Annotated in this window: 13 protein-coding genes and 1 riboswitch; of the genes, 4 read left to right on the top strand and 9 right to left on the bottom strand. The window is 55.4% G+C overall.

Annotated elements, in window-relative coordinates; all coding sequences use genetic code 11:
* Positions 1 to 32: 32 nt before the first annotated feature.
* Positions 33 to 4,256, top strand: a complete 4,224-nt coding sequence (gene rpoC, locus ICA20_RS23220; RefSeq protein WP_188245569.1) for a DNA-directed RNA polymerase subunit beta' — start codon at positions 33 to 35, stop codon at positions 4,254 to 4,256.
* Between the two features lie 118 nt (positions 4,257 to 4,374).
* Here rpoC and ICA20_RS23215 read toward each other — a convergent pair whose 3' ends face one another.
* The 9 genes from ICA20_RS23215 to ICA20_RS23175 form a co-directional block, all read right to left on the bottom strand.
* Positions 4,375 to 4,692, bottom strand: a complete 318-nt coding sequence (locus tag ICA20_RS23215; RefSeq protein ID WP_038636121.1) for a PTS lactose/cellobiose transporter subunit IIA — start codon at positions 4,690 to 4,692, stop codon at positions 4,375 to 4,377.
* A gap of 4 nt (positions 4,693 to 4,696) precedes the next feature.
* Positions 4,697 to 5,002, bottom strand: a complete 306-nt coding sequence (locus ICA20_RS23210; protein ID WP_038636123.1) for a PTS sugar transporter subunit IIB — start codon at positions 5,000 to 5,002, stop codon at positions 4,697 to 4,699.
* An 815-nt stretch (positions 5,003 to 5,817) separates the two neighbouring features.
* Positions 5,818 to 6,951, bottom strand: coding sequence for a 2-iminoacetate synthase ThiH (thiH, locus tag ICA20_RS23205; protein WP_038636125.1), 1,134 nt, complete (start codon positions 6,949 to 6,951; stop codon positions 5,818 to 5,820).
* Positions 6,948 to 7,718, bottom strand: coding sequence for a thiazole synthase (gene thiG, locus ICA20_RS23200; protein ID WP_038636127.1), 771 nt, complete (start codon positions 7,716 to 7,718; stop codon positions 6,948 to 6,950). The genes thiH and thiG overlap by 4 nt, the downstream gene beginning before the upstream one ends.
* Before the next feature lies 1 nt (position 7,719).
* Positions 7,720 to 7,920: a sulfur carrier protein ThiS gene (gene thiS / locus ICA20_RS23195; protein WP_001166833.1), complete on the bottom strand. Its 201-nt coding sequence runs from the start codon at positions 7,918 to 7,920 to the stop codon at positions 7,720 to 7,722.
* Entirely contained in the window at positions 7,901 to 8,659 is a 759-nt protein-coding gene (locus ICA20_RS23190) for a HesA/MoeB/ThiF family protein (RefSeq protein WP_038636131.1), read from the bottom strand. Before ICA20_RS23190 ends, thiS begins: the two co-directional genes overlap by 20 nt.
* Positions 8,652 to 9,287: a thiamine phosphate synthase gene (thiE, locus tag ICA20_RS23185; RefSeq protein WP_038636134.1), complete on the bottom strand. Its 636-nt coding sequence runs from the start codon at positions 9,285 to 9,287 to the stop codon at positions 8,652 to 8,654. Before thiE ends, ICA20_RS23190 begins: the two co-directional genes overlap by 8 nt.
* On the bottom strand, positions 9,287 to 11,185 hold the full coding sequence (thiC, locus tag ICA20_RS23180; RefSeq protein ID WP_038636137.1) for a phosphomethylpyrimidine synthase ThiC: 1,899 nt from the start codon (positions 11,183 to 11,185) through the stop codon (positions 9,287 to 9,289). The genes thiE and thiC overlap by 1 nt, the downstream gene beginning before the upstream one ends.
* A gap of 80 nt (positions 11,186 to 11,265) precedes the next feature.
* Positions 11,266 to 11,491: riboswitch (TPP riboswitch) on the bottom strand.
* 51 nt (positions 11,492 to 11,542) lie between these two features.
* On the bottom strand, positions 11,543 to 12,022 hold the full coding sequence (locus ICA20_RS23175) for an Rsd/AlgQ family anti-sigma factor (RefSeq protein ID WP_032940921.1): 480 nt from the start codon (positions 12,020 to 12,022) through the stop codon (positions 11,543 to 11,545).
* Positions 12,023 to 12,121: 99 nt separating this feature from the next.
* On the opposite strand from ICA20_RS23175, the gene nudC reads away from it, so the two are divergent.
* The 3 genes from nudC to nfi are packed head-to-tail and all read left to right on the top strand — an operon-like array spanning position 12,122 to position 14,701.
* Complete coding sequence (gene nudC / locus ICA20_RS23170; RefSeq protein WP_038636141.1) at positions 12,122 to 12,895, top strand: NAD(+) diphosphatase; 774 nt, start codon at positions 12,122 to 12,124, stop codon at positions 12,893 to 12,895.
* Between the two features lie 51 nt (positions 12,896 to 12,946).
* Entirely contained in the window at positions 12,947 to 14,011 is a 1,065-nt protein-coding gene (gene hemE, locus ICA20_RS23165; RefSeq protein ID WP_038636145.1) for a uroporphyrinogen decarboxylase, read from the top strand.
* 9 nt (positions 14,012 to 14,020) lie between these two features.
* Positions 14,021 to 14,701, top strand: a complete 681-nt coding sequence (gene nfi, locus ICA20_RS23160; RefSeq protein WP_038636148.1) for a deoxyribonuclease V — start codon at positions 14,021 to 14,023, stop codon at positions 14,699 to 14,701.
* Positions 14,702 to 14,724: the final 23 nt, after the last annotated feature.

Here is a 14,724-nt window from a genome sequence, read left to right as displayed (position 1 = left end):
CAGATTGTGCTAACTCCGACGGGAGCAAATCCGTGAAAGATTTATTAAAGTTTCTGAAAGCGCAGACTAAAACCGAAGAGTTTGATGCGATCAAAATTGCTCTGGCCTCGCCAGACATGATCCGTTCATGGTCTTTCGGTGAAGTTAAGAAGCCGGAAACCATCAACTACTGTACGTTCAAACCTGAGCGTGACGGCCTTTTCTGCGCCCGTATCTTTGGGCCGGTAAAAGACTACGAGTGCCTGTGCGGTAAGTACAAGCGCCTGAAACATCGTGGTGTGATCTGTGAGAAGTGCGGCGTAGAAGTGACCCAGACCAAAGTACGCCGTGAGCGTATGGGCCACATCGAGCTGGCGTCTCCGACCGCGCATATCTGGTTCCTGAAATCGCTGCCGTCCCGTATCGGTCTGCTGCTCGATATGCCGCTGCGCGATATCGAACGCGTACTGTACTTCGAATCTTATGTCGTTATCGAAGGCGGTATGACCAACCTGGAACGTCAACAGATCCTGACTGAAGAGCAGTATCTGGACGCGCTGGAAGAGTTCGGTGACGAATTCGACGCGAAGATGGGTGCGGAAGCTATCCAGGCCCTGCTGAAGAGCATGGATCTGGAGCAAGAGTGTGAAACTCTGCGCGAAGAGCTGAACGAAACCAACTCCGAAACCAAGCGTAAAAAGCTGACCAAGCGTATCAAACTGCTGGAAGCCTTCGTACAGTCTGGCAACAAGCCAGAGTGGATGATCCTGACCGTTCTGCCGGTTCTGCCGCCAGATCTGCGTCCGCTGGTTCCGCTTGATGGCGGTCGTTTCGCAACGTCAGATCTGAACGATCTGTATCGTCGCGTGATCAACCGTAACAACCGTCTGAAGCGTCTGTTGGATCTGGCTGCGCCGGACATTATCGTACGCAACGAAAAACGTATGCTGCAGGAAGCGGTTGACGCCCTGCTGGATAACGGTCGTCGCGGTCGTGCGATCACCGGTTCTAACAAGCGTCCTCTGAAATCTTTGGCCGATATGATCAAAGGTAAACAGGGTCGTTTCCGTCAGAACCTGCTCGGTAAGCGTGTTGACTACTCCGGTCGTTCTGTAATCACCGTAGGTCCATACCTGCGTCTGCATCAGTGCGGTCTGCCGAAGAAAATGGCACTGGAACTGTTCAAACCGTTCATCTACGGCAAGCTGGAACTGCGTGGCCTCGCCACCACCATCAAAGCCGCTAAGAAAATGGTTGAGCGTGAAGAAGCTGTCGTTTGGGATATCCTGGACGAAGTTATCCGCGAACACCCGGTACTGTTGAACCGTGCACCAACCCTGCACCGTCTGGGTATCCAGGCATTTGAGCCGGTACTGATCGAAGGTAAAGCTATCCAGCTGCACCCGCTGGTTTGTGCGGCATATAACGCCGACTTCGATGGTGACCAGATGGCTGTTCACGTACCGCTGACGCTGGAAGCCCAGCTCGAAGCGCGTGCGCTGATGATGTCTACCAACAACATCCTGTCTCCGGCGAACGGCGAACCTATCATCGTTCCGTCTCAGGACGTTGTATTGGGTCTGTACTACATGACCCGTGACTGTGTTAACGCCAAAGGCGAAGGCATGGTGCTGACTGGCCCGAAAGAAGCTGAGCGTATCTATCGCGCTGGCCTGGCCTCTCTGCATGCGCGCGTTAAAGTGCGTATCACTGAATATGAAAAAGATGAAAACGGCGAATTCGTTGCGCACACCAGCCTGAAAGACACGACCATTGGTCGCGCCATTCTGTGGATGATCGTACCGAAAGGTCTGCCTTTCTCCATCGTCAACCAGGCGCTGGGTAAGAAAGCCATCTCCAAAATGCTGAACACCTGTTACCGCATTCTGGGCCTGAAGCCGACCGTTATCTTCGCTGACCAGACAATGTACACCGGCTTTGCTTATGCAGCGCGTTCAGGTGCATCTGTTGGTATTGATGACATGGTCATCCCGGAGAAGAAACACGAGATCATCTCTGAAGCGGAAGCTGAAGTTGCTGAGATCCAGGAGCAGTTCCAGTCTGGTCTGGTAACCGCAGGCGAACGCTATAACAAAGTTATCGATATCTGGGCTGCGGCGAACGATCGTGTATCCAAAGCGATGATGGATAACCTGCAGACTGAAACCGTTATTAACCGTGACGGCGTAGAAGAGCAGCAGGTTTCCTTCAACAGCATTTACATGATGGCCGACTCCGGTGCGCGTGGTTCAGCAGCACAGATTCGTCAGCTGGCTGGTATGCGTGGTCTGATGGCGAAGCCAGATGGCTCCATCATCGAAACGCCAATCACCGCGAACTTCCGTGAAGGCCTGAACGTACTCCAGTACTTCATCTCTACTCACGGTGCGCGTAAAGGTCTGGCGGATACCGCACTGAAAACAGCGAACTCAGGTTATCTGACGCGTCGTCTGGTTGACGTTGCGCAGGACCTGGTTGTTACTGAGGACGATTGCGGCACGCTGGAAGGCATCACCATGACCCCGGTTATCGAGGGTGGTGACGTTAAAGAGCCGCTGCGCGATCGCGTTCTGGGTCGTGTGACTGCTGAAGACGTTCTGAAGCCGGGTACGGCGGATATTCTGGTTCCACGTAACACGCTGCTGCACGAACAGTGGTGTGACCTGCTGGAAGAGAACTCCGTTGACTCCGTGAAAGTCCGTTCCGTTGTATCCTGTGACACCGACTTTGGTGTATGTGCGCACTGCTATGGTCGTGACCTGGCGCGTGGCCACATCATCAACAAAGGTGAAGCAATCGGCGTTATCGCGGCACAGTCCATCGGTGAACCGGGTACACAGCTGACGATGCGTACGTTCCACATCGGTGGTGCGGCATCTCGTGCGGCTGCTGAATCCAGCATCCAGGTGAAAAACAAAGGTAGCATCCGTCTGAGCAATGCGAAGTCGGTTGTTAACTCCAGCGGTAAACTGGTTATCACCTCACGTAACACCGAACTGAAACTGATCGACGAATTCGGTCGTACCAAAGAAAGCTATAAAGTGCCTTACGGCTCCGTTATGGCGAAAGGTGATGGCGAACAGGTTGCTGGCGGCGAAACCGTAGCGAACTGGGATCCGCACACCATGCCGGTTATCACCGAAGTGAGTGGTTTCGTCCGCTTCACTGACATGATCGACGGCCAGACCATTACTCGTCAGACCGACGAGCTGACCGGTCTGTCTTCTCTGGTCGTTCTGGATTCTGCAGAGCGTACGTCGGGTGGTAAAGACCTGCGTCCGGCACTGAAAATTGTTGATGCTCAGGGCAACGACGTTCTGATCCCAGGCACCGATATGCCTGCTCAGTACTTCCTGCCAGGTAAAGCGATTGTTCAGCTGGAAGATGGCGTACAGATCAGCTCTGGTGACACCCTGGCCCGTGTTCCGCAGGAATCCGGCGGTACCAAGGACATCACCGGTGGTCTGCCGCGCGTTGCGGACCTGTTCGAAGCACGTCGTCCGAAAGAGCCGGCAATCCTGGCTGAAATCAGCGGTATCATTTCCTTCGGTAAAGAAACCAAAGGGAAACGTCGCCTGGTTATCACCCCGGTAGACGGTAGCGAACCTTACGAAGAGATGATTCCGAAATGGCGTCAGCTCAACGTGTTCGAAGGTGAACGTGTAGAACGTGGTGATGTGGTTTCCGACGGTCCGGAAGCGCCGCACGACATCCTGCGTCTGCGTGGCGTGCATGCTGTAACTCGTTACATCGTTAACGAAGTTCAGGACGTATACCGCCTGCAGGGTGTTAAGATTAACGATAAACACATCGAAGTTATCGTTCGTCAGATGCTGCGTAAAGCCACCATCGAAAGCGCTGGTAGCTCCGACTTCCTGGAAGGCGAGCAGGTTGAATACTCCCGCGTCAAGATCGCTAACCGCGAGCTGGAAGCGAACGGCAAAGTGGGCGCAACCTTCTCCCGCGATCTGCTGGGTATCACCAAAGCGTCTCTGGCAACTGAGTCGTTCATCTCCGCGGCATCGTTCCAGGAGACCACTCGCGTGCTGACCGAAGCAGCCGTTGCGGGCAAACGCGACGAACTGCGCGGTCTGAAAGAGAACGTCATCGTGGGTCGTCTGATCCCGGCCGGTACCGGTTACGCGTACCACCAGGATCGTATGCGCCGTCGCGCAGCGGGTGAACTGCCAGCTGCTCCGCAGGTGACTGCTGAAGATGCGTCTGCCAGCCTGGCAGAACTGCTGAACGCAGGCCTGGGCGGTTCTGACAACGATTAATCGTTGCTGACCATAATAAAAAACCCGCTTCGGCGGGTTTTTTTATGTCTATGTTAGGCCTGATGGCGCTGCTCTTATACGGCCTGTGAGGTTACGAAGCCGCCATCCGGCAGTGTTATTAATTTACCGGCGGCAACCGCCGATAAAGCTCAATCATGTCGCCCGCTAAATCCTGAATCACCATCGCGTTCATCAGGTGATCCTGCGAATGGACTGTGATGAGATTAACCGGTAGCTTGCCGGTACCTTCGTCAATGCCGATTAGCTGGGTCTGGATTTTATGTGCCTGTTTGACGTACTCGCGTGATTCCACCATTGCTTGTTCCGCACCAGTAAAGTCACCTTTACGCGCCAGTTGTAGCGCTGTCAGGGCCTGACTGCGGGCGGCTCCGGCGTTGACCAATAATTCCATGATGATCGTTTCTAACTCTTCCATGTCATCACTCCAGTAGTTTCAGCGCTTTTTCCAGTACGGCATCACCTTTCATCATGCCGTAATCCATCATATCGATAACGGCGACTTTTTTGCCTAGCGGGTCGGCGAGCGCCTGCAGCTTGGCCTGCTCATATTTAACCTGTGGACCAAGCAACACGATATCTGCAGTGGCGATATTCTCTTCAAACTCAGCCACCGGGACAGCTTTGATCGTGACGTCGACACCTTTTTTCTGGGCGGCATCTTTCATCCTTTGTACCAGCATGCTGGTGGACATTCCGGCGGCACAGCATAAAACGATGTTTTTCATAAGCAGTCTCGCTCAACATGTGTGGGTTGATAATTATCGCGAGCCAGCTGTAGCAACAACTGCTTTGCAACGATTGTGTGCAAGGCATCACAAAGAAAACCACTTTTTCTGAAACCGGTTACAAAAAGAAGCAAAACTCAACGATCTGCACCGAGGTTGGCGGCACTTTGGCTCGCTTATCACATGCGGGAATATATAATTACTGGCAATAAAAACATGTTATAAAAAACAGTATTGACAGCGTTTTTTAAACCCGTATGTTAATGCTTAACAGCAGGGGAAATAGTCGTTTGCTGTTAACGTAGTAAGTGTTAGTAAAGCTTTATTGGGGGTTGCGATAAAGGCCACGAAGTATTTTTTGTTTGGGGTAGTCGATGCTGAAAACGCTATTTTTTCACTTCGACAATGCTTTCAGGCCACGTAGTTGATTTATTTAATCGCAAAAAGTTAGTAAAACGCGACGATGTAACGCCATGATTTAATAGTAAGTGTTTGTGATTTCTGTTTTTATGGTTATCGCAAGGGAAATAAGGCAACGCATCAAAGAGTATATGTCGCGAGGGGAAGTGTACTTGTTTAGGTCACCAGCCTTGAGTTTTATTATCAAGCCGGTGGAATGTGTTTAACGGTAAATAGAGGAAAGTTTTAGTTAGTATCAAAATCCAATATTATCTGTGGTAAACCTGTACATTTTAAAGTAGTACCATCAGCAGTACTAAATCGTTAAGTTTATTAATGTTAACTCTGAAATTTGTAGTAACTTAAAGCCCTGACTGCACTAGTCGGGGCTTTTGTTTAATGCGATCGCTCCGGGCTTACTGCATCTGCGTAGTGCGCCCCAGATAGCTGTCCCAGTCTTTCCACACGGGCTGTAATCCCCGCGCCATGAGTGCTTCAGCAACGGCTTCCGGGCGACGATTGTCGTGCGGGGCGAACTGTTCCAGCTCTGGATGGTTATCGGCATAACCGCCAGGCTGGGTTTTTGAGAAGGCGCTGACATTGTTGATCGCCAGCGGGATCACATGGTCACGAAACCAGGGTGATTCGCGGGTGGAGAGCGACAGCTCAATTTCTGGCGTCAGTAAACGAAACGCGCAAATGGTCTGGAGCAACTGTCGCTCGTCCATGATCGATGCGGGTTCAACGCCCCCGGTGCATGGGCGCAGACGAGGAAAGGAGATGGAGTAGCGGCTCTGCCAGTAATGCTGCTGCATCCACAGCAGATGTTCGGCGACCATATAACAATCCACCCGCCAGCTGTCAGACAAACCAATCAGCGCGCCAAGACCGATTTTATCGATTCCAGCGCGGCCAAGCCTGTCCGGTGTTTCCAGCCGCCAGAAGAAATCCTGCTTTTTCCCCTTTAAATGATGATGGGCATAAGTCGCTTCATGATAGCTCTCCTGATACACCATCACCCCGTCCAGCCCCAGCCTCTTCAGCTCGGCATACTCCTCGGTTGCCAGCGGCTGCACTTCCATCTGTAACGAGGCGAACTGACGGCGAATGTCAGGTAAATGGCGGCGAAAGTAGTCCATGCCCACTTTGCTCTGGTGTTCACCGGTGACCAGCAGCAGGTGTTCAAAACCCAACTCGCGGATGGCGGCGCACTCGCGGGTGATTTCTGCCTCGTCCAGCGTCTTACGTTTGATGCGGTTGCTCATAGAAAAACCGCAGTAGGTGCAGTCATTGGCGCAGAGGTTTGAGAGATAAAGCGGCACGTAAAAACTGACGGTGTTGCCGAAGCGCTGGCGAGTCAGCCTTTGCGCCCGTTGCGCCAGCGGTTCAAGGTAATCGGCGGCGGCGGGGGAGAGCAGTGCCATCAGGTCGTCACGACTTAGCTGTGGAGCGTTAAGCGCGCGTTCCACGTCAGCGGCGGTTTTACCGTTGATGCGCAGGCGAATGTCGTCCCACTCCAGTTGCCGCCAGCGGTCGGTGAAGGTTTTCATGCTAACGCCTCCAGAAAGCCGGTGAGCGGGCTGGTGGCGCTGGCCTGCGAACTTTTGCTTCCTGGCACAGCCTGCCGCGCCAGTAATCCGGCTTCCACCGCCAGACGAAAGGCGGTTGCCATCATCACTGGATCGTCCGCCACGGCAATCGCCGTGTTGACCAGCACCGCATCAGCGCCCATTTCCAGCGCCTGCGCCGCGTGGCTGGGCACGCCGATCCCGGCGTCGACCACCACCGGCACGGTGGCCTGCTGGATAATGATCTCCAGCATGGCTTTGGTTTCCAGCCCCTGGTTAGAGCCGATAGGCGCGCCGAGCGGCATCACCGCTGCGCAGCCGACCTCTTCCAGCCGCTTGCACAAAACCGGATCCGCGCCGCAGTAGGGCAGCACGACAAAACCCTGCTTTACCAGCGCCTCGGCGGCTTTTAGCGTTTCGATTGGATCCGGCAGCAGCCAACGGGCGTCCGGGTGGATTTCTAATTTCAGCCAGTGGGTGCCCAGCGCTTCACGCGCCAGTTGGGCGGCGAAGATCGCCTCTTCGGCGGTTTTCGCCCCGGAGGTATTAGGCAGCAGCGTGACGCCCGCTTCAATTAGCGGCGCCAGAATCGCATCGTTGTGCTGGCGCAGGTCCACGCGCTTCATCGCCAGCGTCACCAACTGGCTGCCGGAAGCGCGAATTGCCTCGACCATCAGTTGCGATGAGGCAAACTTCCCGGTACCGGTGAACAGATGTGAATTAAACGTTTTGTCGGCAATACGTAACATCTCAACCCCCTGCAATAACCTGAAAAAGCAGGATCTGGTCGCCTTCCTGCACGATTTGCTGTTCCCACTGCTCGCGCGGCAGGATCTGCTGATTGAGCGCCAACGCTGCGCCCGGTTTGAGCTGGTTGAGCTGGATAAGCAGCCCGCTGACGGTTTGCCCTGCGGCGCACTGCATCGGCTCATCATTGAATTGAATTTGCATGCTGCCCTCCGCATACCGGACAGCCGCTGGCGCGACGCAGCGCGAGGCTGCGCCACTGGCTGGTTTTGCCGTCAAACAGACGTAGCTCCCCGCCCGGCGTCTCAATACCGCTAAGTAATTTAATCGCCTCCAGCGCCTGCAAGGTACCCATCACGCCAACCACCGGGCCGAGCACGCCAGCGGTGCGGCAGTTGCGTTCCGGTTCCACATCATCCGGCCACAGGCAGCGGTAACACCCTTGTTCCCACGGCGGCGTGAGCACCATCAACTGACCGCCAAAGCCGACAGCGCTGGCGGTGATGAGTGGGATATTGAGCGCTACGCAGGCGGCGTTGATTTCCTGGCGCGTGGCCATGTTATCGGTACAGTCGAGCACTACATCGGCTCGCGCGACCGTATGCCGGAGCGCATCGCCTTTAAGTCGCTGCTGGAGTGATACCAGTTCGATATCCGGGTTGATCCGCGTCAGGCGCTGCCGGGCAACCTGAGATTTTGAACGCGCGATATCATCGGTGGTAAACAGGATCTGGCGCTGCAAATTGCTCAGATGAATGTCGTCATCGTCTACCAGCGTCAGTTTGCCAATGCCTGCTCCCGCCAGATACAGCGCGGCAGGCGAACCTAACCCGCCTAAACCCACGATCAGTACATGACTTGCGAGCAGCTTTTGCTGGCCATCAATGGCGATATCGCCGAGCAGGATTTGTCGGCTGTAGCGCATAAAATCGCGGTCATTCATCGCCAACTCCCGCAATTTCCAGTAACTGCGCGGTAGCGGCGCGCCAGTCGGAGGCCTGAGTAATGGCGCTAACCACAGCCACGCTGCCGACGCCGGTCGCCAGCACCGACGGGGCGCGTTCAAGGCTGATGCCGCCGATCGCGACGGTCGGGTAATCCGCCAGGCGCGCAATATGACTGGCCAACTGCGCCAGCCCCTGCGGGGCGGAAGGCATCTGCTTGGTTTGCGTCGGGAAGACGTGGCCGAGTGCGATATAAGAAGGCTTAGCGGCGAGTGCGACGTTAATCTCCATATCATCGTGAGTGGATACACCCAGGCGTAAGCCCGCCGCCTGAATGGCATTCAGGTCGGTGGTTTCGAGGTCTTCCTGGCCCAGATGCACGCCGTAGGCGTTGTGCTTAATCGCCAGCCGCCAGTAGTCGTTAATAAACAGGCGGGCGTCATAACGACGCCCCAGTGCGATGGCGGCGATAACGTCGGCTTCCACCTCTTCATCGCGTTTATCTTTGATACGCAACTGAATGGTGCGCACGCCCGCCTCCAGCAGACGTTCAATCCATTCAACGCTGTCTACCACCGGGTAAAGCCCGAGGCGGAACGGTACGGTTGGGAAATCAGGCTGATACATCAGGCTTCCTCCCGTTTGAGATAAATTTCGCCGCCTTTGGCGCGGAAGTTTTCCGACATATCCGCCATCCCCACTTCAATGGTTTGCGCGGCGGCGTAATCACGCACTTCCTGGCTGATTTTCATCGAGCAGAATTTCGGCCCGCACATGGAACAGAAGTGGGCGACCTTGCCGGATTCTTGTGGCAGGGTTTCATCGTGATAAGCGCGGGCGGTGAACGGGTCGAGCGCGAGGTTAAACTGATCTTCCCAGCGGAATTCAAAGCGCGCTTTCGACATGGCGTTATCGCGGATCTGCGCGCCCGGATGTCCTTTGGCTAAATCCGCGGCGTGGGCGGCGATTTTGTAGGTGATCAGCCCCTGCTTCACATCTTCTTTGTTCGGCAGGCCGAGGTGCTCTTTCGGCGTCACGTAACACAGCATCGCACAGCCGAACCAGCCGATCATTGCGGCGCCTATGCCGGAGGTGAAGTGGTCATAGCCCGGCGCGATATCGGTCGTCAACGGCCCTAAGGTGTAGAACGGTGCTTCGTGGCAGCTCTCCAGCTCTTCGGTCATGTTGCGCTGAATCATATGCATCGGCACGTGGCCCGGGCCTTCAATCATCACCTGCACGTCGTATTCCCAGGCGATTTTGGTCAGCTCACCCAGCGTATGCAGCTCGGAGAACTGCGCTTCGTCGTTGGCGTCCTGGATGGAGCCGGGACGCAGGCCGTCGCCCAGCGACAGGGAAACGTCGTAGGCGGCGCAGATTTCGCAAATCTCGCGGAAATGTTCGAACAGGAAGTTCTCTTTGTGATGGGAGAGACACCATTTCGCCATGATTGAACCGCCGCGCGAGACAATACCGGTCAGGCGTTTGGCGGTCATTGGCACGTAGCGCAGCAGTACGCCCGCATGGATGGTGAAGTAGTCGACGCCTTGTTCGGCCTGCTCCAGCAGCGTGTCGCGGAACGCTTCCCAGGTGAGATCTTCGGCGATCCCGTTGACCTTCTCCAGCGCCTGATAGATCGGCACGGTGCCGATCGGTACCGGGCTGTTACGCAGGATCCACTCGCGGGTTTCATGAATATAGCGGCCGGTGGAGAGGTCCATTACCGTGTCCGCGCCCCAGCGGGTCGACCAGACCAGTTTTTCCACCTCTTCTTCGATGGAGGAGGTGACCGCCGAGTTACCGATGTTGGCATTCACTTTGACCAGGAAGTTGCGGCCAATGATCATCGGCTCCGATTCCGGGTGGTTGATGTTGGCGGGGATAATCGCACGGCCGGCAGCCACTTCATCACGCACGAATTCCGGGGTGATGTTTTCCGGCAGGCGTGCGCCGAAGCTCATCCCCGGATGCTGGTGGCGCAGCACTTCACTGCGAATGCGCTCGCGGCCCATATTTTCACGGATGGCGATAAACTCCATTTCGGGAGTGACGATCCCCTGGCGGGCGTAATGCAACTGGGTGACGCGCTTGCCTGCTTTGGCGCGTTTCGGCGTCAGCAGGCCGGTAAAACGCAGATCGTCCAGACCATCGTCGGCCAGACGTTCTTTGGTGTAAGCCGAGCTACGGTCGTCTAATTCTTCGCTATCATTGCGTGCGTCAATCCACGGCTGGCGCAGTTTCGCCAGACCCTGCTGGACGTTAATCGCCACCTCAGGATCGCCATACGGGCCGGAGGTGTCGTACACCGGTACGGCTTCGTTCGCCTCAAACTGCGGGTTATCTTTACTGCCGCCAATCAGCGTTGGGCTGAGCTGAATTTCGCGCATCGGGATGCGGATATCCGGCTGCGAACCGGTGATATAGATGCGTCTGGACTCAGGAAAGGCGGTACCTTCCAGAGTATCGATAAAGTGTTGGGCCTGGGCGCGCTGTTCGCGGCGTGATGGTTTAGTAGTGGCAGACATAGCTCATTCCAAAAAAGTAAGGACGTGGCTTGTCAGACGACGGATGAAGCAAGAGAGACGATCGCCCAAGGCGATACGGCTGTAGATTGACTCTTGTTCCCTTCGCAGGTTTTAACCTGATCAGGTTCCGCGGATCCCGAATTAACGGTCTCAGCCTTTTCCACGTCATCCTTCGCGCTGCCTCTTTGTTGGCTTCGTCCGCTCACTCCAGTCACTTACTTAGGTAAGCTCCTGGAGATTCACTGACTTGCCGCCTTGACGCATCACGAATGCTTTTGTGGAAAATAAGCACTCCGACAAGAAGTAACCTCTATCTTAGAGGTAATGAATGTAAACTACGCGTTAATGCGGAAAATCTCAAGCCGGGCGTTTGAATTCGCTAAGCGTTTTAAAGGCCAGCATGATGAGCTGATCTTCCAGCCGGAAACGAGCCTCCAGCGCTTCGCCAATATCGGAAAGCGCCTGCTGGAGCTGGTGAACGTTATCCTCATCGATGGCGTTTTCCAGCGTTGAGTCATAGTAATCCATTATCAGTTGGGTATTGGCATCCAGCTGCGGCCAGATTTTGCTGGCGTTTAAAAGCGGACTCTCACCTTCCATTTTATGGATAATGCGTTCATAAATACTGAAGTGACCGGCAGACAGATAGTCGACCAGACGCTGGCAAAAATTATCGAGCGCTTTCTCATTGAGGCGCATAAACGACTCTTTGCCCGGTTTCAGGCCAACCAGATCGTAGTAAGCCACGAGCAGGTGCTTACGAATATTCAGCCAACGGTCGACCAGTTTATGATGCCCATGGACACGCTCTTTCAGGTGTTCTAACTGGTTTAACATACGTTGACCCTCGTATCGATAAGTTTAAAATCTGCTCATGTCAATCTTGTAAAAATAATGTTAATAACATGCCTGTGAAGCAAAGGTAGCGCAAGAGATATGGATCGAATAATTGAAAAATGGGATCGCGGCTGGTGGATTGTGAGCCACGAACAAAAATTATGGTTGCCTGCTGGGGAATTACCCTATGGCGAGGCGATAAATTTCGATCTTGCGGGCCAGCGCGCACTTCAGATAGGTGAGTGGGAAGGCGATCCGGTCTGGCTGGTGCAGCAGCCGCGTCGCCACGACATGGGTTCGGTGCGCCAGGTTATCGACCAGGATGTAGGCCTGTTTCAGTTGGCGGGGCGCGGCGTACAGCTGGCCGAGTTCTACCGCTCGCATAAATTCTGCGGCTACTGCGGGCACACGATGCACCCGAGCAAAACCGAATGGGCGATGCTGTGTAGCCATTGCCGCGAACGCTATTATCCGCAAATCGCTCCCTGCATTATCGTCGCCATTCGCCGCGATGATTCGATCCTCCTTGCCCAGCATGTTCGCCATCGTAACGGTGTGCATACCGTGCTGGCCGGTTTTGTCGAAGTAGGCGAAACCCTGGAGCAGGCCGTGGCGCGCGAAGTCATGGAGGAAAGCGGGATCAAGGTGAAAAATCTGCGCTACGTGACCTCGCAGCCGTGGCCGTTCCCGCAATCGCTGATGACGGCGTTTATGGCAGAGTACGACAGCGGCGACATCGTCATTGACCCGAAAGAGCTACTCAATGCCAACTGGTATCGCTACGACGATTTACCACTCTTACCCCCGCCTGGCACCGTCGCGCGTCGTTTGATCGAAGATACGGTGGCAATGTGTCGGGCCGAGTACGAGTAAAGAACGAGTGGTGATACACTGTGGGACTGACGCAATAAGGAACTGCAAAAAATGACCGAACTGAAGAACGATCGTTATCTGCGTGCGCTGCTGCGCCAGCCCGTTGATGTCACCCCGGTATGGATGATGCGCCAGGCGGGCCGCTATCTACCGGAATATAAAGCCACGCGCGCCGAGGCGGGCGATTTTATGGCGCTGTGCAAAAACGCCGAGCTGGCCTGTGAGGTGACGCTGCAGCCGCTGCGTCGCTACAAGCTCGATGCGGCGATCCTCTTCTCGGATATTTTGACTATTCCGGATGCAATGGGGCTTGGGCTGTACTTTGAGGCCGGGGAAGGCCCGCGCTTCACCTCACCGATTACCAGCAAGGCCGACGTTGAAAAACTGCCGATTCCGGACCCGGAAGGCGAGCTGGGCTACGTGATGAACGCGGTGCGCACCATCCGCCGTGAGCTGAAGGGCGAGGTGCCGCTGATAGGTTTCTCCGGCAGCCCGTGGACGCTGGCGACCTACATGGTGGAAGGCGGCAGCAGTAAAGCCTTCACCGTGATTAAAAAGATGATGTATGCCGACCCTAAAGCGCTGCATCTGCTGCTCGATAAGCTGGCGCAGAGCGTCACGCTGTACCTGAACGCGCAGATTAAAGCGGGCGCGCAATCGGTAATGATTTTTGACACCTGGGGTGGCGTGCTGACCGGGCGCGACTATCAGCAGTTCTCGTTGTACTACATGCATAAAATCGTTGATGGTCTGCTGCGCGAAAACGAAGGCCGTCGCGTACCGGTGACGCTGTTTACCAAAGGCGGCGGTCAGTGGCTGGAAGCGATGGCGGAAACCGGCTGTGATGCGTTAGGTCTCGACTGGACGACAGATATCGCCGATGCGCGTCGTCGCGTTGGCCATAAAGTGGCGCTGCAGGGCAATATGGATCCATCCATGCTGTATGCGCCGCCGGCACGGATCGAAGACGAGGTAGCGACTATACTTGCAGGTTTCGGCCACGGTGAAGGCCACGTCTTCAACCTCGGTCACGGCATCCATCAGGATGTACCGCCGGAACATGCAGGGGTGTTTGTGGAGGCGGTGCATCGGCTGTCCGAACAATATCACCGCTAAGGAGTCATTATGGATCTCGCGTCGCTACGCGCTCAGCAGCTTGAACTGGCCTCTTCAGTGATCCGCGAGGATCGCCTCGACAAGGATCCGCCGGATCTGATCGGGGGAGCGGACGTCGGGTTTGAGCAGGGTGGCGAAGTGACGCGGGCCGCGATGGTTCTGCTGAAGTATCCCTCTCTGGAACTGGTTGAATACACGGTGGCGCGGGTCGCCACCACCATGCCGTATATTCCCGGCTTTCTCTCCTTTCGTGAAACCCCCGCGCTGATGGCCGCCTGGCAACAGCTGTCGCAAAAACCGGATCTGCTGTTCGTCGACGGGCATGGTATTTCCCACCCACGTCGCCTGGGGGTCGCCAGCCATTTTGGTCTGCTGGTAGATGTCCCGACCATTGGCGTGGCGAAAAAACGTCTGTGTGGCAAGTTTGAGCCGCTCTCTGCCGAACCCGGTGCGCTCGCGCCGCTGCTGGATAAAGGCGAACAGCTGGCATGGGTCTGGCGCAGCAAAGCGCGCTGTAATCCGTTGTTTATCTCTACGGGTCACCGCGTGGGCATGGACAACGCGCTGGCGTGGGTGCAGCGCTGTATGAACGGTTATCGTTTGCCGGAACCGACCCGCTGGGCGGATGCGGTGGCATCAGAACGTCCGTCTTTTACGCGGCTTGCAGCAAAAACGCCCCATATCGGGTAAACTGCGGCTAATTTCCGTATTTG

Origin of the sequence: Citrobacter sp. C5_2, assembly GCF_014596845.2 — a bacterium.
Taxonomy (GTDB): Bacteria; Pseudomonadota; Gammaproteobacteria; order Enterobacterales; family Enterobacteriaceae; genus Citrobacter; species Citrobacter werkmanii.
The sequence above is the reverse complement of the archived record's forward strand: the minus strand, read 5'-3'. Positions and strand labels throughout refer to the sequence as shown.

What these genes read in the sequence shown, in the direction of transcription:
- ICA20_RS23215 (WP_038636121.1), bottom strand. Translation starts at nt 4,692, where the DNA reads ATGGAAGAGTTAGAAACGATCATCATGGAATTATTGGTCAACGCCGGA.
- ICA20_RS23210 (WP_038636123.1), bottom strand. Translation starts at nt 5,002, where the DNA reads ATGAAAAACATCGTTTTATGCTGTGCCGCCGGAATGTCCACCAGCATG.
- thiH (WP_038636125.1), bottom strand. Translation starts at nt 6,951, where the DNA reads ATGAAAACCTTCACCGACCGCTGGCGGCAACTGGAGTGGGACGACATT.
- thiG (WP_038636127.1), bottom strand. Translation starts at nt 7,718, where the DNA reads ATGTTACGTATTGCCGACAAAACGTTTAATTCACATCTGTTCACCGGT.
- thiS (WP_001166833.1), bottom strand. Translation starts at nt 7,920, where the DNA reads ATGCAAATTCAATTCAATGATGAGCCGATGCAGTGCGCCGCAGGGCAA.
- ICA20_RS23190 (WP_038636131.1), bottom strand. Translation starts at nt 8,659, where the DNA reads ATGAATGACCGCGATTTTATGCGCTACAGCCGACAAATCCTGCTCGGC.
- thiE (WP_038636134.1), bottom strand. Translation starts at nt 9,287, where the DNA reads ATGTATCAGCCTGATTTCCCAACCGTACCGTTCCGCCTCGGGCTTTAC.
- thiC (WP_038636137.1), bottom strand. Translation starts at nt 11,185, where the DNA reads ATGTCTGCCACTACTAAACCATCACGCCGCGAACAGCGCGCCCAGGCC.
- ICA20_RS23175 (WP_032940921.1), bottom strand. Translation starts at nt 12,022, where the DNA reads ATGTTAAACCAGTTAGAACACCTGAAAGAGCGTGTCCATGGGCATCAT.
- nudC (WP_038636141.1), top strand. Translation starts at nt 12,122, where the DNA reads ATGGATCGAATAATTGAAAAATGGGATCGCGGCTGGTGGATTGTGAGC.
- hemE (WP_038636145.1), top strand. Translation starts at nt 12,947, where the DNA reads ATGACCGAACTGAAGAACGATCGTTATCTGCGTGCGCTGCTGCGCCAG.
- nfi (WP_038636148.1), top strand. Translation starts at nt 14,021, where the DNA reads ATGGATCTCGCGTCGCTACGCGCTCAGCAGCTTGAACTGGCCTCTTCA.